This window comes from Marivita sp. (assembly GCF_017643905.1).
Taxonomy (GTDB): domain Bacteria; phylum Pseudomonadota; class Alphaproteobacteria; order Rhodobacterales; family Rhodobacteraceae; genus Marivita.
The window spans coordinates 1-24,638 of sequence record NZ_JAEPMO010000037.1 but is presented as its reverse complement, the minus strand read 5'-3'; the positions used below and the strand labels follow the sequence as shown (position 1 = coordinate 24,638).

General features: G+C 60.9%; 22 protein-coding genes. 16 read left to right on the top strand and 6 right to left on the bottom strand.

Annotated elements, in window-relative coordinates:
- Nucleotides 1-148 precede the first annotated feature (148 nt).
- Nucleotides 149-1,729 (top strand): gamma-glutamyltransferase family protein, encoded by a 1,581-nt coding sequence (locus JJ869_RS07900; protein ID WP_292265881.1) that lies wholly within the window; start codon nucleotides 149-151, stop codon nucleotides 1,727-1,729.
- Between the two features lie 58 nt (nucleotides 1,730-1,787).
- Here the strand turns inward: JJ869_RS07900 and JJ869_RS07895 are convergent, their stop codons facing one another.
- The 3 genes from JJ869_RS07895 to JJ869_RS07885 form a co-directional block, all read right to left on the bottom strand.
- Nucleotides 1,788-3,158 (bottom strand): glutamate--cysteine ligase, encoded by a 1,371-nt coding sequence (locus tag JJ869_RS07895; RefSeq protein WP_292265878.1) that lies wholly within the window; start codon nucleotides 3,156-3,158, stop codon nucleotides 1,788-1,790.
- 63 nt (nucleotides 3,159-3,221) lie between these two features.
- On the bottom strand, nucleotides 3,222-3,752 hold the full coding sequence (locus tag JJ869_RS07890) for a hypothetical protein (RefSeq protein WP_292265876.1): 531 nt from the start codon (nucleotides 3,750-3,752) through the stop codon (nucleotides 3,222-3,224).
- 64 nt (nucleotides 3,753-3,816) lie between these two features.
- Complete coding sequence (locus tag JJ869_RS07885; protein ID WP_292265874.1) at nucleotides 3,817-4,548, bottom strand: 16S rRNA (uracil(1498)-N(3))-methyltransferase; 732 nt, start codon at nucleotides 4,546-4,548, stop codon at nucleotides 3,817-3,819.
- Between the two features lie 12 nt (nucleotides 4,549-4,560).
- On the opposite strand from JJ869_RS07885, the gene ubiA reads away from it, so the two are divergent.
- Genes ubiA through JJ869_RS07865 form a run of 4 tightly spaced genes read left to right on the top strand, consistent with a single transcriptional unit; the run spans nucleotide 4,561 to nucleotide 8,467 of the window.
- Entirely contained in the window at nucleotides 4,561-5,526 is a 966-nt protein-coding gene (gene ubiA / locus JJ869_RS07880) for a 4-hydroxybenzoate octaprenyltransferase (protein WP_292265872.1), read from the top strand.
- A 59-nt stretch (nucleotides 5,527-5,585) separates the two neighbouring features.
- Nucleotides 5,586-7,502, top strand: coding sequence for an OmpA family protein (locus JJ869_RS07875; protein WP_292265869.1), 1,917 nt, complete (start codon nucleotides 5,586-5,588; stop codon nucleotides 7,500-7,502).
- Nucleotides 7,489-7,815, top strand: coding sequence for a hypothetical protein (locus JJ869_RS07870; protein ID WP_292265867.1), 327 nt, complete (start codon nucleotides 7,489-7,491; stop codon nucleotides 7,813-7,815). The genes JJ869_RS07875 and JJ869_RS07870 overlap by 14 nt, the downstream gene beginning before the upstream one ends.
- Nucleotides 7,816-7,852: 37 nt before the next feature.
- Complete coding sequence (locus tag JJ869_RS07865; protein ID WP_292265866.1) at nucleotides 7,853-8,467, top strand: SH3 domain-containing protein; 615 nt, start codon at nucleotides 7,853-7,855, stop codon at nucleotides 8,465-8,467.
- 2 nt (nucleotides 8,468-8,469) lie between these two features.
- On the opposite strand, the gene JJ869_RS07860 is transcribed toward JJ869_RS07865, so the two are convergent.
- Nucleotides 8,470-9,408: a pirin family protein gene (locus JJ869_RS07860; protein WP_292265865.1), complete on the bottom strand. Its 939-nt coding sequence runs from the start codon at nucleotides 9,406-9,408 to the stop codon at nucleotides 8,470-8,472.
- Between the two features lie 181 nt (nucleotides 9,409-9,589).
- Entirely contained in the window at nucleotides 9,590-9,904 is a 315-nt protein-coding gene (locus JJ869_RS07855; protein ID WP_292265906.1) for an HNH endonuclease, read from the bottom strand.
- Nucleotides 9,905-10,013: 109 nt separating this feature from the next.
- Between JJ869_RS07855 and JJ869_RS07850 the strand changes: the two genes are divergently transcribed.
- The 4 genes from JJ869_RS07850 to JJ869_RS07835 all read left to right on the top strand — a co-directional run bounded on the left by JJ869_RS07850 (nucleotide 10,014) and on the right by JJ869_RS07835 (nucleotide 15,262).
- Nucleotides 10,014-11,342: a mechanosensitive ion channel domain-containing protein gene (locus tag JJ869_RS07850; RefSeq protein ID WP_292265862.1), complete on the top strand. Its 1,329-nt coding sequence runs from the start codon at nucleotides 10,014-10,016 to the stop codon at nucleotides 11,340-11,342.
- The gene (locus JJ869_RS07845; protein WP_292265860.1) at nucleotides 11,339-12,520 is read left to right on the top strand and encodes a TIGR03862 family flavoprotein; all 1,182 of its coding nucleotides are present in this window, start codon (nucleotides 11,339-11,341) and stop codon (nucleotides 12,518-12,520) included. Before JJ869_RS07850 ends, JJ869_RS07845 begins: the two co-directional genes overlap by 4 nt.
- 66 nt (nucleotides 12,521-12,586) lie before the next feature.
- Complete coding sequence (locus JJ869_RS07840; RefSeq protein WP_292265857.1) at nucleotides 12,587-14,614, top strand: NADPH-dependent 2,4-dienoyl-CoA reductase; 2,028 nt, start codon at nucleotides 12,587-12,589, stop codon at nucleotides 14,612-14,614.
- A gap of 87 nt (nucleotides 14,615-14,701) precedes the next feature.
- The gene (locus JJ869_RS07835) at nucleotides 14,702-15,262 is read left to right on the top strand and encodes a type 1 glutamine amidotransferase domain-containing protein (protein ID WP_292265855.1); all 561 of its coding nucleotides are present in this window, start codon (nucleotides 14,702-14,704) and stop codon (nucleotides 15,260-15,262) included.
- A 52-nt stretch (nucleotides 15,263-15,314) separates the two neighbouring features.
- On the opposite strand, the gene JJ869_RS07830 is transcribed toward JJ869_RS07835, so the two are convergent.
- Complete coding sequence (locus JJ869_RS07830) at nucleotides 15,315-15,758, bottom strand: DUF4399 domain-containing protein (protein ID WP_292265853.1); 444 nt, start codon at nucleotides 15,756-15,758, stop codon at nucleotides 15,315-15,317.
- A 213-nt stretch (nucleotides 15,759-15,971) separates the two neighbouring features.
- On the opposite strand from JJ869_RS07830, the gene JJ869_RS07825 reads away from it, so the two are divergent.
- The 7 genes from JJ869_RS07825 to JJ869_RS07795 form a co-directional block, all read left to right on the top strand.
- The gene (locus JJ869_RS07825; RefSeq protein WP_292265852.1) at nucleotides 15,972-16,877 is read left to right on the top strand and encodes a LysR family transcriptional regulator; all 906 of its coding nucleotides are present in this window, start codon (nucleotides 15,972-15,974) and stop codon (nucleotides 16,875-16,877) included.
- A gap of 147 nt (nucleotides 16,878-17,024) precedes the next feature.
- Nucleotides 17,025-17,813 (top strand): exodeoxyribonuclease III, encoded by a 789-nt coding sequence (locus JJ869_RS07820; RefSeq protein WP_292265851.1) that lies wholly within the window; start codon nucleotides 17,025-17,027, stop codon nucleotides 17,811-17,813.
- Between the two features lie 148 nt (nucleotides 17,814-17,961).
- On the top strand, nucleotides 17,962-18,216 hold the full coding sequence (locus tag JJ869_RS07815) for a DUF6356 family protein (RefSeq protein ID WP_292265849.1): 255 nt from the start codon (nucleotides 17,962-17,964) through the stop codon (nucleotides 18,214-18,216).
- Between the two features lie 2 nt (nucleotides 18,217-18,218).
- Nucleotides 18,219-19,010 (top strand): class II glutamine amidotransferase, encoded by a 792-nt coding sequence (locus tag JJ869_RS07810; protein ID WP_292265848.1) that lies wholly within the window; start codon nucleotides 18,219-18,221, stop codon nucleotides 19,008-19,010.
- 328 nt (nucleotides 19,011-19,338) lie between these two features.
- Nucleotides 19,339-21,999, top strand: a complete 2,661-nt coding sequence (aceE, locus tag JJ869_RS07805) for a pyruvate dehydrogenase (acetyl-transferring), homodimeric type (protein ID WP_292265845.1) — start codon at nucleotides 19,339-19,341, stop codon at nucleotides 21,997-21,999.
- Between the two features lie 19 nt (nucleotides 22,000-22,018).
- Nucleotides 22,019-23,278, top strand: a complete 1,260-nt coding sequence (gene aceF / locus JJ869_RS07800) for a dihydrolipoyllysine-residue acetyltransferase (RefSeq protein WP_292265844.1) — start codon at nucleotides 22,019-22,021, stop codon at nucleotides 23,276-23,278.
- Between the two features lie 13 nt (nucleotides 23,279-23,291).
- The coding region (locus JJ869_RS07795) for an FAD-dependent oxidoreductase (protein ID WP_292265841.1) at nucleotides 23,292-24,638 on the top strand (1,347 nt) is incomplete at its 3' end.

Here is a 24,638-nt window from a genome sequence, read left to right as displayed (position 1 = left end):
GCTGCACAAAGCTTCACTTCGACGTCGCGCCGTTAACAGCCCCCACCCAGTGTGCGGCGTCGAGGTACTTCCTTCCCCCTTTGCATCATCGGATTGACGCGCCCCTGCGTCCGCCTATCTTACGCGGCAAAACGGAGGGACAACTTACATGCGTGATTTCCACATGCCAGGCCGCTCTGCGGTGATGGCAGCAAACGGTATGTGCGCCACATCGCACCCATTGGCCTCGCAAACCGCAATCGACATCCTGAAGCAGGGCGGCAATGCCGTCGATGCCGCGATTGCGGGCGCTGTTCTTCTGGGGCTGTGCGAACCGGCGATGACCGGGATCGGGGGCGATTGCTTTGTCATGGTCAAACCTGCCGGGACCGAGGACATCATCTGTCTCAACGGATCCGGTCGGGCACCGGCAGCGCTGTCTGGTGCGGACCTGCGCGCCTCCGGTCTCGACAAGATGCCGCTCTTCGGTCGGCCTGAGCCCGTCACCATTCCCGGCGCCATTGATGCGTTCTGTCGCCTGTCCGAGGATTACGGGCGGCTTGGTCTTGATGCCGTTCTCGCGCCCACGATTCACTATGCCGAAGAAGGCGTCCCGGTCGCCCCGCGGGTCGGGTTCGACTGGGCCAACCACCACGACAACCTGCATGGTGCGGCCCGCCAGTTCTTCACCCACGGTGGCAAGCCGCCGCAGGTCGGGCATCTGTTCCGTCACCCGATGATGGCCGAAACGCTGCGCCGCGTCGCCGCCGAGGGCCGCAAGGGCTTTTACGAAGGCGAAGTCGCCGAGGACATGGTATCTTCGCTCCGCGCCATCGGAGGGGTTCACACGCTCGAGGATTTCGCCGACACCCGCAGCGATTACACGACCCCGATCAGCGGCACCTACAAAGAGATCGAACTGGTCGAACATCCGCCAAACGGGCAGGGCGCGACCGCGATCCTGCTGAACAACATCCTTGCGCAGTTCGATCTGCCGTCGATGGATCCGTTTGGTCTTGAACGCGCGCATATCGAAGCCGAAGCGACCAAGTTGGCCTATGACGCCCGCGACCGCTTCCTGAGCGACATGGACCACATGACGCGCCTTGCGCATATGCTGGACCCGAAAACCGGCGAAAAACTGGCGGCCCTGATCGACCCCAAGCGCGCCATGCCAAGCGCGCGACCGCTGACTGAGGCGGTCCACAAAGAAACGATCTATTTGACCGTGATCGACAAAGACCGCATGGCGGTGTCGTTGATCTACTCGGTGTTCAAGGATTTCGGCTCGGGCGTGGCATCCGACAAGTTCGGCGTGCTGTTCCAAAACCGTGGCGCGGGGTTCACTCTGGAAGAGGGCCATCCGAACGAGGCCAATGGCGGCAAACGCCCCATGCACACGATCATCCCGGCGATGCTGCGGAAGAACGGCAAGCTGCTGATGCCGTTTGGCGTGATGGGCGGGCAATACCAGTCCACCGGGCACTCACGCTTTACAACCAACGTGGTCGATTACGGGATGGACCCACAAGCGGCCATCGACGCACCGCGGTGCTTCAGCGAATACGGCGACATGAAGGTCGAGAAGGGGTACTCCGCTGCGGTGCATCAGGGGCTGGCCGATCTGGGTCACAGCGTCTCTGTGCCACCTGTCGGCATCGGTGGGGCACAGGCCATCCTGATTCACGAAAACGGTGTGCTCGAAGGCGCGTCTGACCCGCGTAAGGACGGCTGCGCGATCGGCTATTGATCAAGGGTGCCCGGCTTTTCGAAAAGCCGGGCGCGCCCCTTCGAAGAGGGGCCGCACCTCAGTAGCTGTATTCGCGGTAAATCCGGCTGATATCGCCGTTCCAGTCGCCATTGTAATGGTCGATGAATTCGTCGGCGAGCGTTTTGCCGGTCTCGACGCTTTCCTTAAGCGCGTTCAGGAAATGGGTCTCGTCAGGCACCAGACCACCCGCACCGGGGCGGGCGCGGGCCACCAGCCCGGCCTCCGAAATCTTCAAGGCTTCAAGCGCCAGATCGTGCATCTTGATCCCGTTCACTTCGGCCTGCAACCCGTCCACAGAGGCGGCCACGCGCAGTCCTTCGCGGGTCTCGGCGTCCCAGTCTTTGACCAGATCCCACGCCGCATCCAGCGACGATTGATCATAGGTCAGTCCAACCCAGAAGGCCGGCAGCGCACAAAGCCGCCGCCAAGGACCGCCATCCGCACCGCGCATCTCGATATATTTCTTCACCCGCGCTTCGGGGAAGATCGTCGTCAGGTGATCCGCCCAATCCGACAGGGTCGGCGTCTCGCCCGGCAGCGCGGGCAATTCGCCCTTGAGGAAGTCGCGGAACGACTGTCCCAGCGCATTGTGGTAGACGCCATCGCGGTAGACGAAATACATCGGAACATCGAGCGCGTATTGCACCCACGCCTCGAAGCCGAACCCGTCTTCGAAGACGAAGGGCAGCATGCCGGTGCGCGCATCGTCCAGATGCCGCCAGACCCGCCCGCGCCAGCTTTTGTGACCGTTCAGCTTGCCTTCGAAGAACGGTGATGTGGCAAACAGCGCATTCGCCACCGGCTGCAATGCCAGCGCCACGCGCATCTTCTGCACCATGTCCGCTTCGGACGAGAAGTCGAGGTTCACCTGAACCGTGCAGGTCCGCCGCATCATGGTCGTGCCAGCGGTGCCGACGGTCGACATGTAGCTGTCCATCAGCTTGTAGCGGCCCTTGGGCATCAGCGGCATGTCCTCGTGCTGCCAGATCGGCGCGGCACCGAGACCGATGAACCCGACACCGATCTTGTCAGCGATGTCCTTCACGTCGCGCAGATGGTCGTTCACCTCGTCACAGGTCTGGTGGATGGTCTCGAGCGGTGCCCCCGACAACTCCAGCTGTCCACCGGGTTCAAGCGAGATGTTCGCACCATCCTTCACCAGCCCGATCAGGTTGCCCCCCTCCACGACCGGTTGCCAGCCGTGCGCGTCGCGCAGACCCTGCAAGACGGCAAGGATCGATCGCTCACCTTCGTAGGGCAGGGGCTTCAGGCTGTCTTTGCAATAGCCGAACTTTTCGTGTTCGGTGCCAATGCGCCAGTCTTCCTTGGGCTTGCAGCCAGAGGCCAGGTATTCCGCCAACTGGTCGTGATGTTCGATGGGCCCGCCACCGGACTGTGGGATGGACATGGCGCGTCTCCGGTCTGTCTGCTCTTCAATCGGGGTCAGCCTTGGGCTGAATTTTCGGGGCTGTCAATGCAGGCGCGCAATGCGTTTCTCAAGGTCTGGCCTGCGCCACAGCACAATTGGTCCGGTGGCCTCGTGTTTCAAGGTCGATGCGACACGGCCCGGACTGAGGCCGGGAAGGCTGGCAAAGGTGTCAAACAAGACGTCGGCCCCTTCGGCGTTCACGGGAATGTGCAGTGCTGGCCCGCCTTCATGGGTGATGACCCAGTGGCGCGGATGCTCGGTCGGATCAAGGCTCAGCGACGTGATGGCATCCAGATCGACCAACCCACCATTCAGCGGCCCGAAATACCCGATGCGCCGTTCCACCACCTGCACAACGCCCGGCCCGCCGCCACCCATCCTCGCGCGCCCGCGTTGCAACCCAGCAAAGAACAGCGCCGCCCCCAAAAAGAGCGCGAGATAGCCGATCCACGTGAGCAGGCCGGGCGTGACGCCCACCATCCAATAGAGTCCAAGCAGCAGGATCGCCGCCCCCACCAGCGCTTCGCGCCAGCGCAGGATCACCGCGCGTATCTCGGGGCGGATAAAGCTCATCGCGGGCCACCCGGTGCGGCACATCCGTCGACAGAAGTGCGATTTTCGGTCGACCGAAAATCCGTCACGCCCAATCCCCCAGACTGCTTTGCCACAGGGTCAAAGCCGCCACAGCCGCCGTATCGGCCCGCAGGATGCGCGGCCCAAGGCTGATTGGGCTGGCGCAGTCCATCCCCCGCAACCGTTTGCGTTCGTCCTCGGAAAACCCGCCCTCTGGCCCGATCAAGATCGCCCATGGCCCGGGTGCATCCGGCAAACGCCCACTTTCCCCGGCCAGAGCCTCGTCGCAAAAGGCAATCCGCCGCGCAGCATCCCAACTGCCCAGCACTCGATCCAGCTTGGTCAACTCCGCCACCTCGGGCACAAACACTCCGCCACATTGCTCCGCCGCCTCGACCGCGTGGGCCTGCAGCCGGTCCTGCCGGATGCGTTCGGAATTGGTGTGGGCGGTCTGCACCGGGATCACCCGCCGCACGCCCATCTCCACCGCCTTTTCGACTATGAAGTCCGTGCGCGCCTTCTTGATCGGCGCGAACATCAGCCACACATCCGGCGGCATCACCTGCGGCTGCGACTGCTCGCGGCACACGAGGATGCCACCGCGTTTGCCTGCCTCGGCGACCTCGGCCTGCCACTCGCCATCACGGCCGTTGAACAGCGCCACAAGGTCGCCAACGTCCATCCGCATCACACCGAACAGGTAATGCGCCTGCTCCCGCGTCAGAGGAACCGGTTGTACCGCCCCAAGCGGCTGCTCTACAAAAAGCCTGACTTTCGCGCGCGTATTCGAACTCATGGAGCAACACATATGCCTGGACCGCAGATTTCACCAGACCAGAGCGGTCAGGTCGCCGATGCCGTCACGGGCAATTGGGTCGATACGCTCGCCCCTGCGTGGACGCGCCCTTATCTCCGGCTCAGCCGTGCGGACAGACCCATCGGCACATGGCTGCTGTATCTGCCCTGCGTCTGGGGCACGCTTCTTGCCATGCTCTACACCGGGGAGACGCGGCTCTTTGATGCGTGGATCATCCTTGGCTGCGGCATCGGTGCGTTCCTCATGCGCGGAGCAGGCTGCACATGGAACGACATCACCGACCGCGACTTTGACGGCTCTGTCGCCCGTACTGCATCGCGGCCGATTCCCTCCGGTCAGGTGACGGTGAAACAGGCATTGGCCTGGGCGGTGGTTCAGTCGCTTATCGCGTTCTGCATCCTGATCACCTTTCCCATTCAGGCGATCCTTCTTGGCATCATCGCGCTTGTGCCTGTGGCGATCTATCCCTTTGCAAAGCGGTTCACATGGTGGCCTCAGGTGTTCCTGGGCATCGCCTTCAACTGGGGCGCGTTGCTGGCATGGACAGCGCATACAGGACAGCTCCAATGGCCCGCCGTGTTCCTGTATGTGGCAGGCATGGCCTGGACGCTTTTCTATGACACGATCTATGCGCATCAGGACACCGAAGACGACGCGCTGATCGGGGTGAAATCCACAGCGCGGCTCTTTGGCGAAGAGACCCCGAAATACCTCGCATGTTTCCTTGTTCTGACCGTCGCCTTGATGGGCTACGCCATCATCCTTGCCGCCCCGCGCGGTGAGATCTTGGCGCTCGTGATCGCGCTGGGCGGGCCATGGGCGATGGGCTGGCACATGATGTGGCAGATGCGCCGGCTCAAGCTCGACGACATGGACCGCCTTCTGCACCTCTTCCGATCGAACCGCGATGCCGGGCTGATCCCTGTGCTGTTTTTCGCCGCTGCCCTTTTCGCGTGATTGCCATCCGGGGCGCTGCAGCGTATCGCTTTGCCAACCTCAACTGACGCGGAACGTTGATGCGCCTGTCTTCTGTCTTCACACTCTTCGGTGCCTTCGCCATTGCAGCAGTCCTTAGCGTCGGGGCGGCGTGGGTGGCGGCAGGGGCCGTTGAGGAAAGCTCGGAAAGGGCAGTGCGTACAGAACTTGACCGCGACGCGCTGACATGGGCGGATGTGGACACGGACGGGCTGTTGGTCTTCCTGATCGGGACAGCCCCCACCGAGGCCGCGCGGTTTCAGGCGCTCAGCGCCGCTGGACGTGTGGTCGACTCTGCTCGGGTCATAGACCAGATCGACATTGTCGACCGCGACGGCATCGCCCCTCCGCGCTTTTCTGTCGAACTCTTGCGCAGCGACGACGGCCTGTCGATGATCGGGCTTCTGCCCGCATCTGTTGATCGGGAACTCCTGGTCGCCGAGATCACACGCGCGGTGCCTGATGTCCCTGTATCCGACCTTCTTGAAGTCGCGGAATACCCCGTGCCCGATGGGTTGGAGGAAGCGATGGACTACGCGGTGTCGGTGCTGCGGGTGCTCGACCGCTCCAAGATTTCGGTCGAGGCAGGACGCGTGACCATCAAGGGCGCTGTCGAAAGCGAAGACGCCCGCCGCAGGGTCGAGGCCGATCTTGCCCGTCGGGCTGGCGATGACATCCGGCTTGCCCTGAACATCAGCGCACCCCGCCCGGTCATTTCCCCGTTTACGCTCCGGTTTATCAAGGATGGCGACGGCGTGCGGTTCGACGCCTGTGCGGCCCCGACCGAAGAAGATCGGGATGAGATCGTCAAGGCGGCGGCCTCGGTCGGTGTGGAGGGTAAACTCGATTGCCGTCTGGGCCTTGGAACCCCGACAAACGAATGGGGGGCCGCGACCGCAATGGGCATTCGCGCCATCGACGCCCTTGGCGGCGGCAGCATCACGTTTGCCGATGCCGACGTCACGCTTTTTGCGTTGGAAGGAACGGACCAGTCGCTGTTCGACCGCGTGGTCGGAGAGCTTGAAACCGAACTGCCGGATGTATTCGTGGTCAATGCGACCCTGCCCACACCGCCCGAAGCGGCCCCCGAAGGCATTCCCGAATTCACTGCAACGCGCAGCCCGGAAGGTGACGTGCAATTGCGCGGCCGCATCAACAGCGAAATCGCCCGCACCACAGCCGACAGCTTTGCCCGGGCCGCCTTCGGCTCGGCCACCGTGCGCACCACCGCCCGCGTCGATGATACCCTGCCCGCAAACTGGTCCAGCCGCGTTCTGGCCGGTCTCGAAGCCCTCTCGCGGCTGTCGAACGGAGCGGTGACGGTGACCCCGGATGCCCTGACGATCAGCGGCAACACAGGCAACCAGAACGCCAGTTCCGAGATCGCGGGGCTTCTGGCCGAAAAGCTTGGGGACAGCGAACATTTCGAAATCGAAATCGCCTATCAGGAAAAGCTTGACCCTCTTCTGGGCATCCCGACACCCGAACAATGCGAAGCCCAGATCGTCGAGATCATCGGCGACCGCAAAATCACGTTTGAGCCGGGTTCGGCCACGCTCGATCTCGCGACACAGGACATCATGGACGAGATCGCAGAACTTTTGCAGCTCTGTGGCGACATTCCCCTCGTGATCGCGGGCCACACCGACAGCCAGGGCCGCGAAGTGATGAACCAGCAACTCAGCCAGGACCGCGCCCAGGCCGTTGTGGATGCGCTGCGCCAGCGCCGCGTCTTGACCGCAAGCTACGAAGTCCGTGGCTATGGCGAGGAACAACCCATCGCCAGCAACGACACAGAGGAGGGCCGCGAGGCCAACCGCCGCATCGAATTCAAGTTGCGCCGGCCTGAACCCGTGAAAGACTCGGAAACAACGCTCGAAGCCATTGAAGATTCCGCGCCAACAGACGAAACATCACCAACTGACGGCGCAGAGGATACCGGCAATGGACAGAACTGAGTTTGTCATCACGACAGCGATCATTCTCTTCGTAGCATTCGGGCTCGGATGGTTTGCCAACTGGCTTGTGCATCGCTTCACCCGTGTGAGCCAGGCCGATATGGATCAGCTCGAACGCATGGCGCAGGAACTCCACGAGGCCGAGGAAACCCGCGATCAGGCGATCACCTACCTGCAGCAGCGCGAAGCGGAACTCACCAATCAGCTAGCTCAGACCGAGGCCGAACTCGCCGCCGCCATGGAGGGCCTTCGGGACGCCCGGCATGAGGCCGAAGAGATGCGGGTGTATTTTGAACGGATGAACGCGAACTAAGGCGCAGTCCGGGCCCGATTGTGCCAAGGAGGCCAGTATGACAGTGATCCGCCCGATCCTGCTGATGTTCGGCGCAGCACTTTTGGCTGGCCCATCTTGGGCCGAAGGTGACGTGCCCCCCGGCAACGTGTTTGTCTGCGATGAAGGCAGCACCAGTTCACCCAGCATCCAGGTCGTCATTCCCACACGCCCAGATGGCATCGCAACGCTCATGCTCGAAAGTGAAGCGCTTGAAATGGCGCCGTTCCCTGTGGGGTCGGGCTTTGGTTACGACATCATGCTCCCTGCTGGACATTTCCTGGTGCGTGGTAAGGGGGCCGAGGTGATGCTCTTTGTCGATGATCAGGAGCCGAAACCCTGCTTTCTGCAAGCCGGGTTCGATGGACCGGATACAGCCACGCAAAGCAAGGCCGCGTCACTCGGCGGCAATGTCCGCACCGGACCGGGCACCGAATTCGCGCGCTCTGATGGCTTGCCTTACGGAGAGCCAGTATCGATTTTGAACGCCACCGGGGTCATCTTCGACGGCTACGAGTGGTTCGAAATCGAATATTCCGAAGGGCTGCGCGGCTTTCACTGGGGCGGCATCATGTGCGCAATGTCAGGAGATGTGGCGGGGGTCTTCAGCTCTTGCCCCGCCGACATCCAATAGTCTTACCGATCCGGCAATGGGATGAACTCCGCATCATCCCCCGGCGGTAACTGGAATCGCCCGGACGCCCAATCTCCGGCACGCCACGCCTCCTTGGCCTCTTCGATGCGCTCCTGTGAAGACGCCACGAAGTTCCACCAGATATATCGCGAGCCTTCCAGCGTTTCCCCACCCAAAAGCATCACCCGCGCGCCCATCGGCCCGGCCTGCAATGACAGCTTGTCCCCCGGGCGGAACACCATCATCCGACCCGCCTCATAGGTTTCCCCTGCCACCGTCACGGACCCTTCGACGACATAAACCCCGCGATCCTCGTGATTGTCGGGCAACGGAATCGCAGCACCCGCCTCAAGCACTGCATCGGCATAGAACATCTCGGACGCGGTCTTGACCGGAGCACGTTCGCCCCACGCATCGCCAAGGATAAGCCGAACTGATTTGCCTTCGCCCTCAAGGAACGGCAACGCCCCCACCGGCGCATGCTCGAACTCTGGCGCGCGGTCCTCGTGATCCTTGGGCAAGGCGACCCATGTCTGGATCCCGAAAAAAGGCATCGGATCGGTCTGCGTTTCGTCGTCGATGCGTTCCGAATGGGTGATCCCATGCCCCGCCACCATCCAGTTTACCGCGCCGGGTTCGATCCACGCATCAGTGCCCAGACTGTCGCGGTGATGCATCCGTCCCCGATAGAGGTACGAAATCGTCGCCAACCCGATATGCGGATGTGGCCGCACGTCCAGACCTTTAGTCGGCAGGAACTCGGCCGGTCCCATCTGGTCGAAGAAAATGAACGGCCCAACCATCTGACGCCGCGGCGCAGGCAGCGCACGGCGCACTTCGAATCCACCCAGATCGCGGGCGCGCGGGATGATAAGTGTCTCGATCGCGTCCACCTGATCTCCGGTGGGGCAATGCGGGTCAAGGGCTGGGTTCCAACTCATCGTGGTGCTCCTGTCTGTCTCTCAGCCTCAAGATAGGTGATATGCAAATTTGAACAATTAGCGCAGAAAGCGCATTTTCTGCGCGTATACGCACGCATCGGAGTAATGGTTAAAAAACCCTTAAAAGGTCCGACCCGGCCCCAATGTTTCGCGCGCGAAACAATGGGGCGCACTGGCTGACCTATCTCCGGCGCTTGCGTGATCGCTGCTTGCGCAGGCTGCTGCGTCCGCGTGCATGAAACTCGGGTGGCCGTTTCGACACCCAGTCAAAGAACCCGGCAAGCTGCGGATGCGCGCGCAATGCCTCGGGCGTATTTAATTCCCGCGCCAACTCGGCCTCGGTCAGGGTTGCATGGATCTCTTGATGGCAGATGTGATGCACAAGGATCGTCGGCCCGCCTTTGCCACCCTTCAGTTTCGGAACAAGATGATGCTGGCTTTGCTTCACCCCCGGCGGAATGGGGCGCAAACACAGCGGGCAGATTGGGGGGCAGATCGGGTCAGTCTTGGTCAATGCGGCAGGGCTCCGGCCCGCGAGGCTTGTGCTGAAGCGTGGGTCAAGGCATCTAGCTGAAACATAACGGCGAAAATTCAAGGGAATCGTCATGGATTGGGATCTGTCGGCGCAACCACCGATCGTCCAGACTGCGGTCGGTTACGCGCTCCAGGGATACGAGATCGCGTTGGGGTGGCTCCTGTCCCCCGCCGCGTGGTCGCAATTCGCTTTGCTGATCCTGGGGTATTTCGCAGCTGTCGTTTTGACGCGACGCATCCGTCCGGTCCTGACACGGGTTCTCACGCCGCCAGAGGAAAGCATTTCCCTCCTGTCCCGGCTGCGGCGCAGGGTCCTCATGGCGGTTCCGCTGCTGTTGCCGGTGCTCGCCTATATGTTCGCCGCGATTGGCGAGCAGGTCACACGGAGCATCTTCGGCACTGGAACCGTGATTGCCTTCGGAAAAGGGGTCTTCCTCTTCCTCGCCGCGCGCGTCCTTGTGCGCGACATCGTCAGCGACCCGTTCCTGAAACTGCTTGGGCGCTACGTGCTTTTGCCCGTGGTCGCGCTCTACGCGGTTGGTCTGCTTGATCTGCTGACCGAGCGCTTGGACAACACGATTGTTTCGCTGGGAAACATATCGTTCTCGGTCATGGCTCTGCTGCGCGGTGTGATCGCGGGCGCGCTGCTGTTTTGGCTCGGGCGCTGGTCGAACGACCAATCCGCTGCGTACATCAATAAACAGCAAGAGATGCGTCCCGCCACGCGGCAGCTTGCGGCCAAGGCGGCAGAGCTTCTGATCTTCGGCCTCGCGTTTATCCTGCTGATGAACATCATGGGTGTGCCGCTCACCTCGCTCGCCGTGCTGGGCGGTGCGATTGGTGTGGGTCTCGGCTTCGGTCTCCAGAAAATCGCGTCGAACTATATCTCCGGTGTGATCCTGCTGCTCGAAGGGCAGGCGACCGTTGGGGATTATGTCGAATTGGACAACGGTGAAGCAGGCACCATCGTCAAAACCACCGCCCGTGCGATGATCCTCGAAACCTTTGACGGGCGCTGGATCGTGGTTCCGAACGAGGATTTCATCACCACCCGCGTGATCAACTATTCCGATCAGGGCAGCGCCAACCGGCTCGATGTAGCGTTCTCGGTTAGTTATGACACCGACATCAATCTTGTGCCTGACATCATTGTTGAAGCGGTTTCAAAGCATCCCGGTGTTCTGACAGTGCCGGAGCCGCCGGATGTAGAGCTTCGCGGCTTCGGTGACAGCGGCATCGACTTTGGTGTAGAGTTCTGGGTGAACGGTATTGACGACGGTAAGAACAAATATGCGTCTGACGTGCTGTTTCTGATCTGGAACGCGCTCAAGGAGCACAATATCGAAATCCCGTATCCCCACCGCGTTGTCGAACTGCGCAACGCGCCCCCGAAAGAGTGACGGACGCGCTCGTCATCGGCGGTGGGCCTGCGGGCCTGATGGCGGCCGAGGCGCTGTTGCAGGCGGGTCGGACGGTGACGCTGGTCGAGGCCAAACCGTCGATTGGCCGCAAGTTCCTGATGGCTGGGAAGTCGGGATTGAACCTGACCAAGATGCAGGCGTTCGGGCCGTTCCTGGCCTCCTACGGCGCGGGTTTGCATCCAACCATGCGGGCCTCTCTCAAGGCGTTTGGACCGGACGAGGTGAAGGCTTGGACCGAGGGTCTGGGTCAGACCACGTTCACCGGATCGACCGGACGGCTGTTTCCCGATGCGATGAAAGCATCACCGCTGCTGCGGGCATGGCTGGCGCGACTGGTTGGGTTGGGGCTTGAACGGCACACCCGCTGGCGCTGGGTCGATTGGGAACGGAACATGCACCATTTCGAAACGCCCGAAGGCAGCCGCGTTTTGACCCCGCGCGTGACCGTCTTTGCGCTTGGTGGCGCAAGCTGGGCGCGGCTGGGGTCGGACGGGCAATGGGCAGAGCGTTTCGCAGCGGACGGGATCAAGGTTTCGCCGTTCCAGCCATCGAATGTTGGGCTGGTGGTGAACTGGTCCGACCATATGACCCGCCATTTCGGCGCACCGTTGAAGGGCATCGCCCTGCACGCCGGCGTTCAGGTGTCACGCGGCGAGGTCGTGATTTCCAAACGCGGTTTGGAGGGGGGCGGGGTCTATCCGCTCGCTCCTTGGCTGCGCCAAGGGGCTGATCTGAGATTGGACCTGTTGCCGGACCTCAGCCTTGAGGCGGTGGCTGACCGTCTGGCAAGACCCAAAGGCAAAGCCAGCCTGTCGAACCATTTACGTCGGGTGCTGAAACTGTCCCCCGCGGCGCAGGCCATTCTGCGGGAGTTCGTGCATCCCTTGCCGGATGATCCAACCGCCTTGGCGCAGGTGATCAAGGCTGTTCCCATCCGGCATGCCGGTTTGCGCCCGATGGACGAAGCGATCTCGACCGCCGGGGGTGTGTCCTTCGACGCGCTGGACGACACGCTTATGCTCAAGGACCGACCCGGCACATTCTGCGCGGGCGAGATGCTCGACTGGGATGCGCCGACGGGGGGCTATCTGCTGACCGCCTGTTTTGCCACCGGGCTTTGGGCAGGGCGTCACGCGGCGGAATACGACAGGCCGTGACGTGACGTTGGGGCGTGACACGTCAACTTGACCCGTGTCAGGTGAAGCCAACGGAGGAGTTCTGCCATGTCACATTATCCGCATATATTGGCCCCGCTCGATCTTGGGTTCACCACGCTGAAGAACCGCGTGCTGATGGGGTCGATGCACACCAATCTGGAAGAGACCGGCGACTGGAACCGCGTGGCCGAGTTTTACGCCACCCGCGCACGGGGTGGTGTCGCGCTGATGGTCACGGGCGGCATGGCACCGAACCGCGAAGGCGGGGTGTTTCCCGGCGCGTCCGGGCTGTTCACCGATCAGGACATCGCCAACCACCGGATCGTGACCGACCGGGTGCATGAGGCCGACGGCAAGATCGCGATGCAGATCCTGCATGCGGGGCGCTATGCTTATGGCAAGGAATGTGTGGCACCCTCTGCGGTGAAATCCCCGATCTCTCCTTTCCCGCCGATCGAGTTGGACGAGGATGGTATCGAGAAGCAGATCAGCGACATCGTGACCGCTGCGAAACGGTCGCAGGAAGCCGGGTATGACGGGGTCGAGGTGATGGGGTCGGAGGGATATTTCCTCAATCAGTTTCTGGTGACCCACACCAACAAACGTACGGACAGGTGGGGTGGATCGTACGAGAACCGGATGCGTCTGCCGGTCGAAGTGGTGCGCCGGGTGCGCGAGTCGGTTGGACCGGAATTCATCGTGATATACCGGTTGTCGATGATTGACCTCGTGCCGAACGGGTCGACGCATGAAGAGGTCGTCCAGCTTGCGCAGGCGATTGAGGCGGCTGGAGCCACGATCATCAACACCGGCATCGGCTGGCACGAGGCGCGGATTCCGACGATTGCCACCAGCGTGCCGCGGGCTGCGTTTGCCTGGGTCACGAAGAAGCTGATGGGCAAGGTGGGGATTCCGGTGATCACGTCGAACCGGATCAACACACCCGAGGTTGCGGAAGAGGTGCTGGCGACGGGCTGCGCCGACATGGTCAGCATGGCGCGGCCTTTCCTCGCCGATCCGGATTTCGTTGCGAAAGCGGCGGCGGGCAAGGCGGCGCAGATCGCGCCGTGCATCGCGTGCAATCAGGCTTGTCTCGACCATACGTTCCAGATGAAGATCTCGTCTTGCCTTGTGAATCCGAAGGCGTGTTTCGAGACCGAGTTGAAAGTTGAACCAACCGTTAATGCAAAGCGCGTTGCTGTGGTGGGTGCGGGGCCTGCGGGCCTGTCGGCTGCGATCACGGCGGCGGAGCGCGGGCATCAGGTGACGCTGTTCGACAAGGCTGACGAGATTGGTGGTCAGCTCAACATGGCCAAGCAGGTGCCGGGCAAGGAAGAGTTCTGGGGGCTGGTCGATTGGTTCCGCACGATGGTGGCGGAAACGGGCGTCACGGTGTCCTTGGGCAAAGAGGTGAGCGCGGACGATCTGACCGGCTTTGACGAGGTGATCATCGCAACGGGCGTTCTGCCGCGCGATCCGCAGATCCCCGGTCAGGACGGGCCGAACGTGCTGGGCTATGTGGATGTGTTGCGCGGCAAGGCGGCTGTTGGAGAGCGTGTGGCTGTCGTGGGTGCCGGGGGCATCGGGTTCGATGTGTCCGAGTACCTTGTGCATGAAGGCGAAAGCCCGACCGAGAACCTGCCGGAATGGATGAAGGAATGGGGTGTCACCGACCCTGCCGACCAGAGATCTGGTCTTGCACCAGAGGGACCGCAACCCAGTGCGCCCGCGCGGCAGGTGACGCTGCTGCAGCGCAAGGCGGAGAAGCCGGGCAAGCGGTTGGGCAAGACCACAGGTTGGATTCATCGCGCGAGCCTTATGATGAAAGATGTGCAGATGAAGGCGGGTGTGAATTACGAACGCATCGACGCCGAAGGTCTGCACATCTCCTACGGCGAGGCACGGGAACGGCCTGAGGTTATTGCCTGCGATACGGTTGTTCTATGCGCCGGGCAAGTCTCGGAGCGGTCTCTGGCCGATGCGCTTGAGGCCAAGGGCGTGTCCTGTCACGTGATCGGTGGGGCTGATGTGGCCGCAGAACTGGACGCCAAGCGGGCGATTGATCAGGGCACGCGCTTGGCGGCGGCATTGTAAGGAACGGTTGGTCGCCTGATGCGTTGAGTGAACAGACGGCGGGGCATGAGGCCCCGCTTGGACATTCAAATCATCAGGAGGCTTATCATGCCTGCAATCAATGACGCAAAAATCCTACTTGTTTCGACCCACGGCTTTGAACAATCCGAACTGGAATTCCCGCGCGATCAGCTGCGTGCCAAGGGGGCCACGCTGCATGTGGCGACGCCCGATGGCAACGCCATCAAGGGTTGGGAAGGCAGCGACTGGGGTCGTGAGGCGGAAGCCGATGCCAAGATCTCGGACGTTTCCGCAGACGATTACGACGCGCTGGTCATTCCCGGCGGTCAGATCAACCCGGACCTTCTGCGCGTCGACGAGGACGTGCTGAAGCTGGTGCGTGCCTTCCATGATCAGGGCAAGACGATTGCCGCTGTCTGCCACGCGCCGTGGGTGCTGGTCGAGGCCGGTATTCTGAAAGGGCGCGACGCGACATCGTACCATTCGATCAAGACCGACGTGATCAATGCCGGTGCGACGTGGAAAGACGAAGCGGTCGTTGTGGATCAGGGCATTATCACGAGCCGTCAGCCGGACGACCTCAAGGCATTCGTGTCGAAGATCGTGGAAGAGATCGAAGAGGGCAAACACCAGCGCAAAGCCGCGTAAGGCGTGTTGCCATGGACGAAACGGAAAGCCGGGCCTTGCGCCCGGCTTTTTGTTATTCGGTGACCGTGATGGTGATCACGTCGCTGACCACAGGCGGATTGTGGGGAACGTGGAAGTGGTCGCCCAGCACCAGCTGCAGGGTGTGTTCGCTCGGCGCCAGTTCGTAGATGGCCTGTGTCTGACCGCCGCCGTAGTGGATGTGGTTGTCGTCAGCGGGAATGCCGTTGGCAATCAATTCGGCATCGTCTGCGCCCTCGCCAAAGGCCGCGCGGTTCAGGAACATGTGGTGGTGCCCCGTTCCTTCCTTTTCGACGCCGGCCGGGGCCACGCCCATGCCACTCAGGCCGAAGACCACCGTGACAGGTGATTGCACGGTTGCGCCATCTTCCAGATTGACGATGTAGACCGATGCACCCGGTGTTGAGGGTGTGTCGCCGGCAAAGGCGAAAGACGTGCACGCCAAGGCGATGGCCGTGGCTAACGTAATGTGTTTCATGAAATTCCTCCGGAACGGGAGCAATTGGTTGCCCCAGAGGCAATCTAGCGCAGCGATGGCGATTGGCACAATCGCGCTTGCGCTGCGTCGCGTTGAAAAGCCGTTTCCGTCTGCACGACATTGCGCAACAAAACCCTGATATTGTCTGCAGTGCGCCCAAGTCGCGCCCGATTTGACGATCATACCATGTTCAACGAAACACGAGGAATACGTATGGACCGTCTTACCGAAATGGAGGCCTTTGCCACAGTTGTGGATCAGGGCGGCTTCACCGACGCGGCCAAGAAGATGGGGATTTCGAAATCCGCTGTCTCAAAGCATGTCTCCTCTCTGGAGGCGCGGCTTGGTGCGCGATTGCTGAACCGGACGACACGCCGTGTAAGCCCGACCGAGATCGGTCTGGCTTATTATGACCGCGCGCGTCGGGTGCTGAACGACGCAGGTGAAGCGGATGCGCTGGTGACATCGATGCAATCCGCGCCGTCTGGGCTGTTGCGGATCAGCGTGGCAACCGATTTCGGTGTAAACCACCTGTCGCCGGTGCTGGGCGAGTTCCTGTCGGACTTCCCGGACATCACTGTGAACATGGTTCTGAACAACCGGTATGTCGAGCTTATCTCTGAAGGCTTTGACATGGCAGTGCGCATCGGGGAACTGGAAGACAGCACCCTGCGCGCACGCAAGCTGACCGAGACCACCAAGCGGATGATCGCGGCACCGTCCTATTTCGAGAAATATGGCCGCCCGCGCCGGATCGACGATCTGAACGAGCACAAGCTCTTGCACTACTCGAACCAGTCGAGCGGCAATGTGTGGAAAGTGACCGCGCCGTCGGGCGAAAAGCGTCAGATTCGCACCGCTGGCTGGCTTTCGGTCAATGATGGGCAATCGCTGCTCAACGCCTGTGTCGCCGGCCTTGGCATCGCCTACTTGCCGTCCTTCCTTTACGCCGATGCGATGGAAAAAGGACTGGTCGAAGATGCGATGCCGGATCTGCCCATCGACACGCAGGGCATTTACGCGGTCTATCCTCCGGGCCGGTTCACCCAACCCAAAGTCCGCGCCTTTATCGACTTTCTGGTTCACCAGTTTGCCGACAAGGGTCCGAAGGACTGGTAATCAATCCTCCCTCGTCTGTTCGCAGACCACCTTGACGCCCCGGATGCCATAGCCGGGGCGTTTTTTCGTGTCGGTTTCCGGGTTGCGACCGGGGCCTTGCGCGGGCAGTGTCTGGCGACCTCAACCCCTGCGCCGGAGATGCCGCTCATGCCGTTCACCCTTGCCACCTGGAACATCAATTCGGTCCGTCTGCGTGAAGGGCTGGTGGCCAAGCTGATGGCTGAGGAAGGGCCGGATGTTCTCTGCCTGCAGGAGTGCAAGAGCCCCGTTGAGAAGATCCCGCTGGAGCAGTTCCGGGCGCTGGGCTATGGCCACATGATCGCGCGGGGCCAGAAGGGGTATAACGGCGTTGCCATCCTGTCGAAGCTTCCGATTGAAGATCTGGGCGACAAGGATTTTGCCAGCTTGGGCCACGCGCGCCATGTGGCGGGACGGTTGGAAAACGGGGTGACGATCCACAACGTCTACGTGCCTGCAGGCGGTGATGTGCCGGACCGCGAGGTGAACGAGAAGTTTGGGCAGAAGCTCGATTATCTGACCGAGATGCGGGACTGGTTTCATGCGGAAAAGCCCGAGAAGGCCATCCTGGTTGGTGATCTGAACATCGCGCCGCGCGAGGATGATGTGTGGTCACACAAGCAACTGCTCAAGGTGGTGAGCCACACGCCCATCGAGGTCGAGCATTTCGGGGAAACGCAGGATGCAGGTGGCTGGGTTGACGTGACCCGTCAGGATATTCCCGAGGGGCTGCTATATTCCTGGTGGAGCTACCGGGCCAAGGATTGGGATGCCGCGGACAAGGGGCGGCGGTTGGACCACGTCTGGGCGACACCGGACATTTCGAACGCGGCGCATTCCAGCCGTATCCTGCGGGACGCCCGTGGGTGGGAGCAACCCAGCGACCATGCGCCGGTGTTTGCGACGTTCGACCTGTGATTGCTCGATCGCTTGAGAATTTTTCTCTTTGTTTGATTCCATAGCGTGAAAATCTCCCAAGGATTATGCGTCGAGGCATGATTTTTGGGAAAACCGCTCGTTGTTGATCTGGCATGATACCAACAGGCATCAAGGCAAGGAGCATCCCATGGCAGTTCAAGACACCGACACAGTGGCGCGACCTGGCTTCCTGCGCGGCTTTATCGACCATCCGGCCAGCGTGAACGAAACCTACCTGCAGCATGCGGGCTTTGCGTTCGGCTTTGCCGGGCGGCTGTTCCTTGCGTCCATGGCGGCGCTGATCCATGCGATCATTCCACCGTTGTTCGAAACAACGGCAAGTCGGATGATCCGTCAGATGCACGCGCGGATCGAAGCGCGGCACAGCAAAGCCGGGCACTGAACATGTGTCGGTTGGCGGCGTATCTGGGACCTGCTGTTCCCATAGCGCATGTTGTCGTCGACCCGGCGCATTCGTTGCTTGAACAAAGCCAGCATGCAAACGAAGCGAAGCTGGCCGTACAGGGCGACGGGTTCGGCTTTGCGTGGTATGCCGAAGGCGAAGGTCCGGGGCTGTATCGGGATGTGCTGCCGGCGTGGTCCGACGGAAATCTTCTCAGCCTGTGCAAGATGATCCGGTCTTCGCTGTTCCTCGCCCATGTCCGCGCGTCGACGACGGGTGAAACCACGCGGCTCAATTGCCATCCCTTTGCGCATCGGCGCTGGTCGTTCATGCACAATGGTCAGGTGCCGGATATCGACCGCATCCGTCGTGCGCTTGAGGCGTTGCTGCCGGACGATCTGTATCTTGCACGGCGGGGCACGACGGATTCGGAATTGATTTTTCTTCTGCTGATGGCGCATGGGCTTGAGGACAATCCCGCCGAGGCAGTGCGCGCCGTTGTAGCGCTTTTGCAGGAGCATAGCTGTTACGGGCAAGGCTGCGACGAAGCGGTGCGTCTCACCTGCGTCATGTCCGATGGCGAGTCGATCTACGCTTTCCGACATTCCAGCGATGCCCGAGCGCCGAGCCTGTATGCTGCGAAAACCAGCGAAGGTGGATGGATCCTGGCGTCAGAGCCATTGGATTCCAAGACGCTGAGTTGGGCCTCGATTGAACCCGATGTTTTGGTGACGCTGTCCTGCGGGGACATGTCCCGCATCAATCTGTTTTCCCGCGAACGACAGGTTGCCTAGTCAGAGTGGGCCCGCATGTTGAAAGACCGCGTGCGGGTCGCTGTGCATTTCCCATGATTCCCTGATCGGCACGGTCGCAACCCGGCTTTTTTGGTGCTACGCTTTGCGTGGTGGAAAAGGCGTTTGGCGCAACGTGTGCGGTTTATTTGGTTTAGCATTAAATTAGTTTGCCATGCGTCTGCTGCATGGATGTTATGCCTCTGGGGCACTGCCCCCAGGGAACCGGCCATGCTAGGAGCGCGTTAGATGGTTGAGCGATGTTGCGCGCAAGCAATTTGTTCAATGATAAACTAGTGGCCGCTGCGGCCAGACCAAGGGAAGAGGGATTATGAAAGACAGCCCGAATGATATTGACCCGGTCGAATCTCAGGAATGGCAAGACGCGATAGAAGACGTGATCCTTCGGGATGGCGCGGATCGCGCGCATTTCCTGCTCGACAAGGCCGTGCAACAGGCGCGCGCCGCTGGTGCCAAGCTGCCGTTCTCGGCGACCACGCCGTATCAGAACACCATTGCACCTGACGACGAAGTCGACATCCCCGGCGACATCGAGATGGAATGGCGCATCCGGACGATCAATCGGTGGAACGCGATGGCCACCGTTGTGAAACGGAACAAGGAAAGCAGCGAATACGGTGGGCATATTGCATCCTTCGCGTCTTCGGCTGCGCTCTACGATATCGGTCTGAACCACTTCTGGCGGTCGAAATCTGCCATTCACGGCGGTGATCTGGTGTTCTTCCAAGGGCACGTCATTCCCGGCATTTACGCGCGATCCTTCATGGAGGGGCGCATCAGCGCCGAAGAGCTTGAGAATTTCCGCTCTGAAGTGTCTGGCGGGGGACTGAGTTCGTATCCGCACCCGTGGCTGATGCCGGACTATTGGCAGTTCCCGACCGTTTCGATGGGTCTGGGGCCGCTCATGGCGATCTATCAGGCGCGGTTCATGAAATACATGCACAACCGCGGGCTTATCGACATGGGCGACCGCAAGGTGTGGTGCTTCCTTGGCGATGGCGAGATGGACGAGCCGGAAAGCCGGGGCGCGATTGATCTGGCGCATCGCGAAGGTCTCGATAACCTGATCTTCGTTGTGAATTGCAACCTGCAGCGTCTGGATGGCCCGGTGCGCGGCAATGGCAAGATCGTGCAGGAGCTTGAGGGCGACTTCCGGGGTGCCGGTTGGGACGTGATCAAGCTGCTCTGGGGTCGTGGCTGGGATGAGCTGCTTGAGCGGGACACGTCGGGCAAGCTGCGCCAGTTGATGGATGAAACCGTTGACGGTGACTACCAGACGTTCAAATCGAAGGATGGCGCGTATATCCGCGAGCATTTCTTCGGAAAGTATCCCGAGACGGCCGCTTTGGTCGAGGACTGGACCGACGATCAGATCTGGGCGCTGCGCCGTGGTGGGCATGATCCGAAGAAGGTCTACAACGCGTTCCTGCGGGCAACCAAGGCCAAGGGCACGCCGACCTGTCTGCTGGTCAAGACCGTCAAAGGCTATGGCATGGGTACCGCTGGCGAAGGCCAGAACACCACGCACCAGCAGAAGAAGATGCAGTTCGACCAGCTCAAGGCGATGCGGGATCGGTTCAAGATTCCGGTCACCGACGAAGAGCTGGAAAAGGACGTGCCATTTGTCAGCCTGAACAACGCGCAGAAAGCCTATCTGGCGGATCGCCGGAAGGAGCTGGGCGGGTCGTTCCCGGTGCGCCATTGGAGGGACGCGCCGAAGCTGGAAATCCCGGCATTGGATCAGTTCAAGGGTCAGCTTGAGTCCACCGGGGATCGCGAGATTTCCACCACGATGGCGTTCGTGCGTATCCTGACGACGCTGCTCCGGGACAAGAAGATCGGCAAGAATATCGTGCCGATTGTACCGGATGAAAGCCGCACCTTCGGGATGGAAGGTCTGTTCCGGTCTGCGGGCATCTACAACCCGCTGGGGCAGAATTACACTCCGCAGGATAAAGATCAGATGATGTTCTACAAAGAGAGCCTGGATGGACAGGTTCTTCAGGAAGGCATCAACGAAGCGGGCGCAATGGCGGACTGGATTGCGGCGGCAACGTCGTATTCCAACCATGGCGTGCCGATGATCCCGTTCTTCATCTACTACTCCATGTTCGGTTTCCAGCGGATCGGCGATCTGGCCTGGGCCGCAGGGGACAGCCGTGCGCGGGGGTTCATGCTTGGCGGGACTGCCGGGCGGACCACGCTGAACGGCGAAGGGTTGCAGCACGAGGACGGGCATTCGCACATTCTTGCGGGCACCATTCCGAACTGCATCAGCTATGACCCGACCTTCAGCTATGAAGTTGCCGTCATCGTGCAGCATGGGTTGCAGCGGATGTTCGTCGATCAGGAAGATGTCTATTTCTACCTGACGCTGATGAACGAGAACTACAGCCACCCCGAAATGCCGATGGGCGCTGAAGAGGGCATCATCAAAGGACTCTACCGGCTGCACAAGACAGCGAAGCCGGGCAAGAAGCATGTGAACCTGTTAGGGTCGGGTACGATCCTTGTTCAGGCGCTCAAGGCGGCCGAGATGCTGAAGGAAGACTTCGGTGTCACATCGGACATCTGGTCGGCCACGTCGCTGAACGAGTTGGCGCGGGATGGTCAGGATTGTGCGCGTCACAACCGTCTGAACCCGCTGGCCGAGCCAAAGGTGCCGTACGTCACGCAGCAGCTTGAAGGTGCGAAAGGCCCAGTGATTGCCGCGACCGACTACATGAAAAACTACGCCGAACAAATCCGCGCCTTTGTGCCGGGTCGGTTTACGGTTCTGGGCACCGATGGCTATGGCCGGTCGGACAGCCGCGTGAACCTGCGCCGGTTCTTTGAAGTGGACGCCAACCACATCGCCGCCGCTGCGATGGTCGATCTCTACCGCGAGGGTGCGGTGACCGAGAAAGACCTGCAACTGGCTTTGAAGAAATACGACATCGACGGCGCAAAGCCGAACCCGCGTCTGGTTTGAGCGGGAGGAGAACAAGATCATGACCGTAGAAGTTAAAGTACCCGACATTGGCGATTTCACCAATGTGCCTGTCGTCACCGTTCTGGTGAGCGTGGGTGACACGATTGCTGTGGAAGACCCGATTGTTGAACTTGAGTCCGACAAGGCGACAATGGAGGTGCCATCCTCTGCCGCCGGTGTGGTGAAAGAGATCAAGGTGTCTGAAGGCGACAAGGTGTCAGAAGGATCGTTGATCCTGATCCTTGAGGCTGATGGCGCGGCTGATGCGCCAAAGGATGCGCCCAAGGAAGAGCCGAAAGCCGAAGCGCCGAAGGCGGCGGCACCGGCTGCTGCGCCTGCACCGGCACCTGCCAAAACCGATGCCGGATTCGGCAAGATACACGCATCGCCTTCGGTGCGGGCCTTTGCCCGGACTGTGGATGTCGATCTGGCCACGGTGAACGGAACTGGCCGAAAGGGGCGCATCCTGCGGGAAGACGTGATGAAGGCGCTGAAAGCCACAGCGGCCCCGGCTGCTGCGGGTGGCGCTGTGTCTGGTGGGATGGGTATCCCGCCGATCCCGGCTGTGGATTTCTCGAAGTTCGGGCCGATCGAAGAGATCGAGATGCCCCGGATCAAGAAGATCTCTGGCCCGGCGCTGCACCGGTCCTGGCTCAACATTCCCCATGTCACGCATAATGACGAGGCGGACATCACGGATCTCGACCAATACCGCAAGGAAATGGACACGATGGCCAAGGACAATGGCTATCGCGTGACCCTCCTGTCCTTTGTCATCAAGGCGTCGGTGTCGGCTCTGAAGGAGCATTGGGAGTTCAACTCGTCTATCCATCCCGATGGCGACAAGCTGATCAAAAAGGATTTCTACAACATCGGCTTTGCGGCAGACACACCGAACGGTCTGATGGTCCCGGTGATCAAGGACGCGGACCGGAAAGGTCTGGTCGAGATTTCCAAGGAGCTGATGGAGCTGTCCAAGGCAGCGCGGGAAGGCAACCTGAAGTCCAAGGACATGCAGGGCGCGACCTTTACCATCTCGTCGCTGGGCGGCATCGGGGGCACCAGCTTTACCCCCATCGTGAACGCGCCTGAAGTGGCGATCCTGGGACTGACCCGATCCAAGATGGCCCCGGTCTGGAACGGCTCAGAATTCGTGCCCCGCCTGATGCAGCCGCTGTCGCTGTCGTATGACCACCGTGCCGTCGATGGGGCCTTGGCCGCGCGTTTCTGCGTGACACTCAAGACCCTGCTTGGCGATATGCGCAAGTTGATGTGGTAAGGGGGACGATCTGATGGAAGTTAAAGTACCCGATATCGGGGATTTCAAAGACGTACCCGTTGTGACTGTTCTGGTCAGCGTGGGCGATACCGTGTCCGCAGAAGACCCGCTGATCGAACTGGAATCCGACAAGGCCACGATGGAAGTGCCATCGCCTGCCGCCGGCAAGATCACCGAGATCAAGGTGGTCGAAGGTGACAAGGTCTCTGAAGGCACCGTGATCATGGTTCTGGAAAGCGCGGACGCCAAAGCGGACGAGGCTCCGAAGGCAGAAAAAACAGCGCCCGAAGCGCCGAAATCTGTCGCGGCCACCGGCACAGCGTCCGGCAAGGGCGATGTGCACGCGGAAGTGGTGGTTCTAGGTTCCGGCCCCGGTGGCTACACGGCAGCGTTCCGGGCGGCGGATCTGGGCAAGAAGGTTGTCCTGATCGAGAAGTACCCGTCGCTAGGTGGCGTGTGTCTGAACGTGGGCTGTATCCCGTCCAAGGCGCTGCTGCATGTTGCCAAGGTGATCACCGAGGCCGAGGAAATGTCCTCGCACGGGATCAGCTTTGGCAAGCCGAAGATCGACCTTGATGAACTGCGCGACTTCAAGAACAGCGTTGTCGGTCAGTTGACCGGCGGTCTGAGCGGTCTTGCCAAAGGTCGCAAGGTTCAGGTCGTTCAAGGCTATGGCACTTTTACCGGGCCGAACATGATCGAAGTGATCGGTGACAGCGGCAAGACCAATGTCAGCTTTGACCAGTGCATCATCGCGGCTGGCTCTGAGCCTGTGAACCTGCCGTTCATTCCGCATGACGACGAACGGGTGATCGACTCGACCGGCGCGCTGGAGCTGCGGGATATCCCGAAGAGGATGCTGATCCTTGGTGGTGGCATCATCGGTCTGGAAATGGCCTGTGTGTATGACGCGCTGGGGGCCAAGATCTCGGTTGTGGAGTTCATGGACCAACTGATGCCGGGCGCTGACAAGGACATCGTCAAACCGCTGCACAAGCGGATTGAGGGACGGTACGAGAACATCTGGCTCAAGACCAAGGTGACGGCGGTTGAGGCGCAGAAGAAGGGTCTCAAGGTCACGTTCGAGAACAACAAGGGCGAGACCTTTGAAGATACGTTCGACAAGGTGCTGGTTGCTGTTGGCCGCAAGCCGAATGGCAAGCTGATTGATGCCGAAAACGCAGGTGTGGCTGTGGATGATCGCGGCTTTATCGCCGTGGACAAGCAGCAGCGCACTGGCGTGCCGCATATCTTTGCTATTGGTGATGTGGTCGGCCAGCCGATGCTTGCGCACAAGGCGGTGCATGAGGGCAAGGTCGCGGCCGAGGTTTGTGCCGGGCACAAGCGGTTCTTCGATGCG

What these genes read in the sequence shown, in the direction of transcription:
- JJ869_RS07815 (WP_292265849.1), top strand. Translation starts at nt 17,962, where the DNA reads ATGGCAGTTCAAGACACCGACACAGTGGCGCGACCTGGCTTCCTGCGC.
- JJ869_RS07890 (WP_292265876.1), bottom strand. Translation starts at nt 3,752, where the DNA reads ATGAGCTTTATCCGCCCCGAGATACGCGCGGTGATCCTGCGCTGGCGC.
- JJ869_RS07870 (WP_292265867.1), top strand. Translation starts at nt 7,489, where the DNA reads ATGGACAGAACTGAGTTTGTCATCACGACAGCGATCATTCTCTTCGTA.
- JJ869_RS07900 (WP_292265881.1), top strand. Translation starts at nt 149, where the DNA reads ATGCGTGATTTCCACATGCCAGGCCGCTCTGCGGTGATGGCAGCAAAC.
- JJ869_RS07825 (WP_292265852.1), top strand. Translation starts at nt 15,972, where the DNA reads ATGGACCGTCTTACCGAAATGGAGGCCTTTGCCACAGTTGTGGATCAG.
- JJ869_RS07820 (WP_292265851.1), top strand. Translation starts at nt 17,025, where the DNA reads ATGCCGTTCACCCTTGCCACCTGGAACATCAATTCGGTCCGTCTGCGT.
- JJ869_RS07865 (WP_292265866.1), top strand. Translation starts at nt 7,853, where the DNA reads ATGACAGTGATCCGCCCGATCCTGCTGATGTTCGGCGCAGCACTTTTG.
- JJ869_RS07835 (WP_292265855.1), top strand. Translation starts at nt 14,702, where the DNA reads ATGCCTGCAATCAATGACGCAAAAATCCTACTTGTTTCGACCCACGGC.
- JJ869_RS07830 (WP_292265853.1), bottom strand. Translation starts at nt 15,758, where the DNA reads ATGAAACACATTACGTTAGCCACGGCCATCGCCTTGGCGTGCACGTCT.
- aceE (WP_292265845.1), top strand. Translation starts at nt 19,339, where the DNA reads ATGAAAGACAGCCCGAATGATATTGACCCGGTCGAATCTCAGGAATGG.
- JJ869_RS07850 (WP_292265862.1), top strand. Translation starts at nt 10,014, where the DNA reads ATGGATTGGGATCTGTCGGCGCAACCACCGATCGTCCAGACTGCGGTC.
- aceF (WP_292265844.1), top strand. Translation starts at nt 22,019, where the DNA reads ATGACCGTAGAAGTTAAAGTACCCGACATTGGCGATTTCACCAATGTG.
- JJ869_RS07840 (WP_292265857.1), top strand. Translation starts at nt 12,587, where the DNA reads ATGTCACATTATCCGCATATATTGGCCCCGCTCGATCTTGGGTTCACC.
- JJ869_RS07860 (WP_292265865.1), bottom strand. Translation starts at nt 9,408, where the DNA reads ATGAGTTGGAACCCAGCCCTTGACCCGCATTGCCCCACCGGAGATCAG.
- JJ869_RS07885 (WP_292265874.1), bottom strand. Translation starts at nt 4,548, where the DNA reads ATGAGTTCGAATACGCGCGCGAAAGTCAGGCTTTTTGTAGAGCAGCCG.
- ubiA (WP_292265872.1), top strand. Translation starts at nt 4,561, where the DNA reads ATGCCTGGACCGCAGATTTCACCAGACCAGAGCGGTCAGGTCGCCGAT.
- JJ869_RS07895 (WP_292265878.1), bottom strand. Translation starts at nt 3,158, where the DNA reads ATGTCCATCCCACAGTCCGGTGGCGGGCCCATCGAACATCACGACCAG.
- JJ869_RS07875 (WP_292265869.1), top strand. Translation starts at nt 5,586, where the DNA reads ATGCGCCTGTCTTCTGTCTTCACACTCTTCGGTGCCTTCGCCATTGCA.
- JJ869_RS07810 (WP_292265848.1), top strand. Translation starts at nt 18,219, where the DNA reads ATGTGTCGGTTGGCGGCGTATCTGGGACCTGCTGTTCCCATAGCGCAT.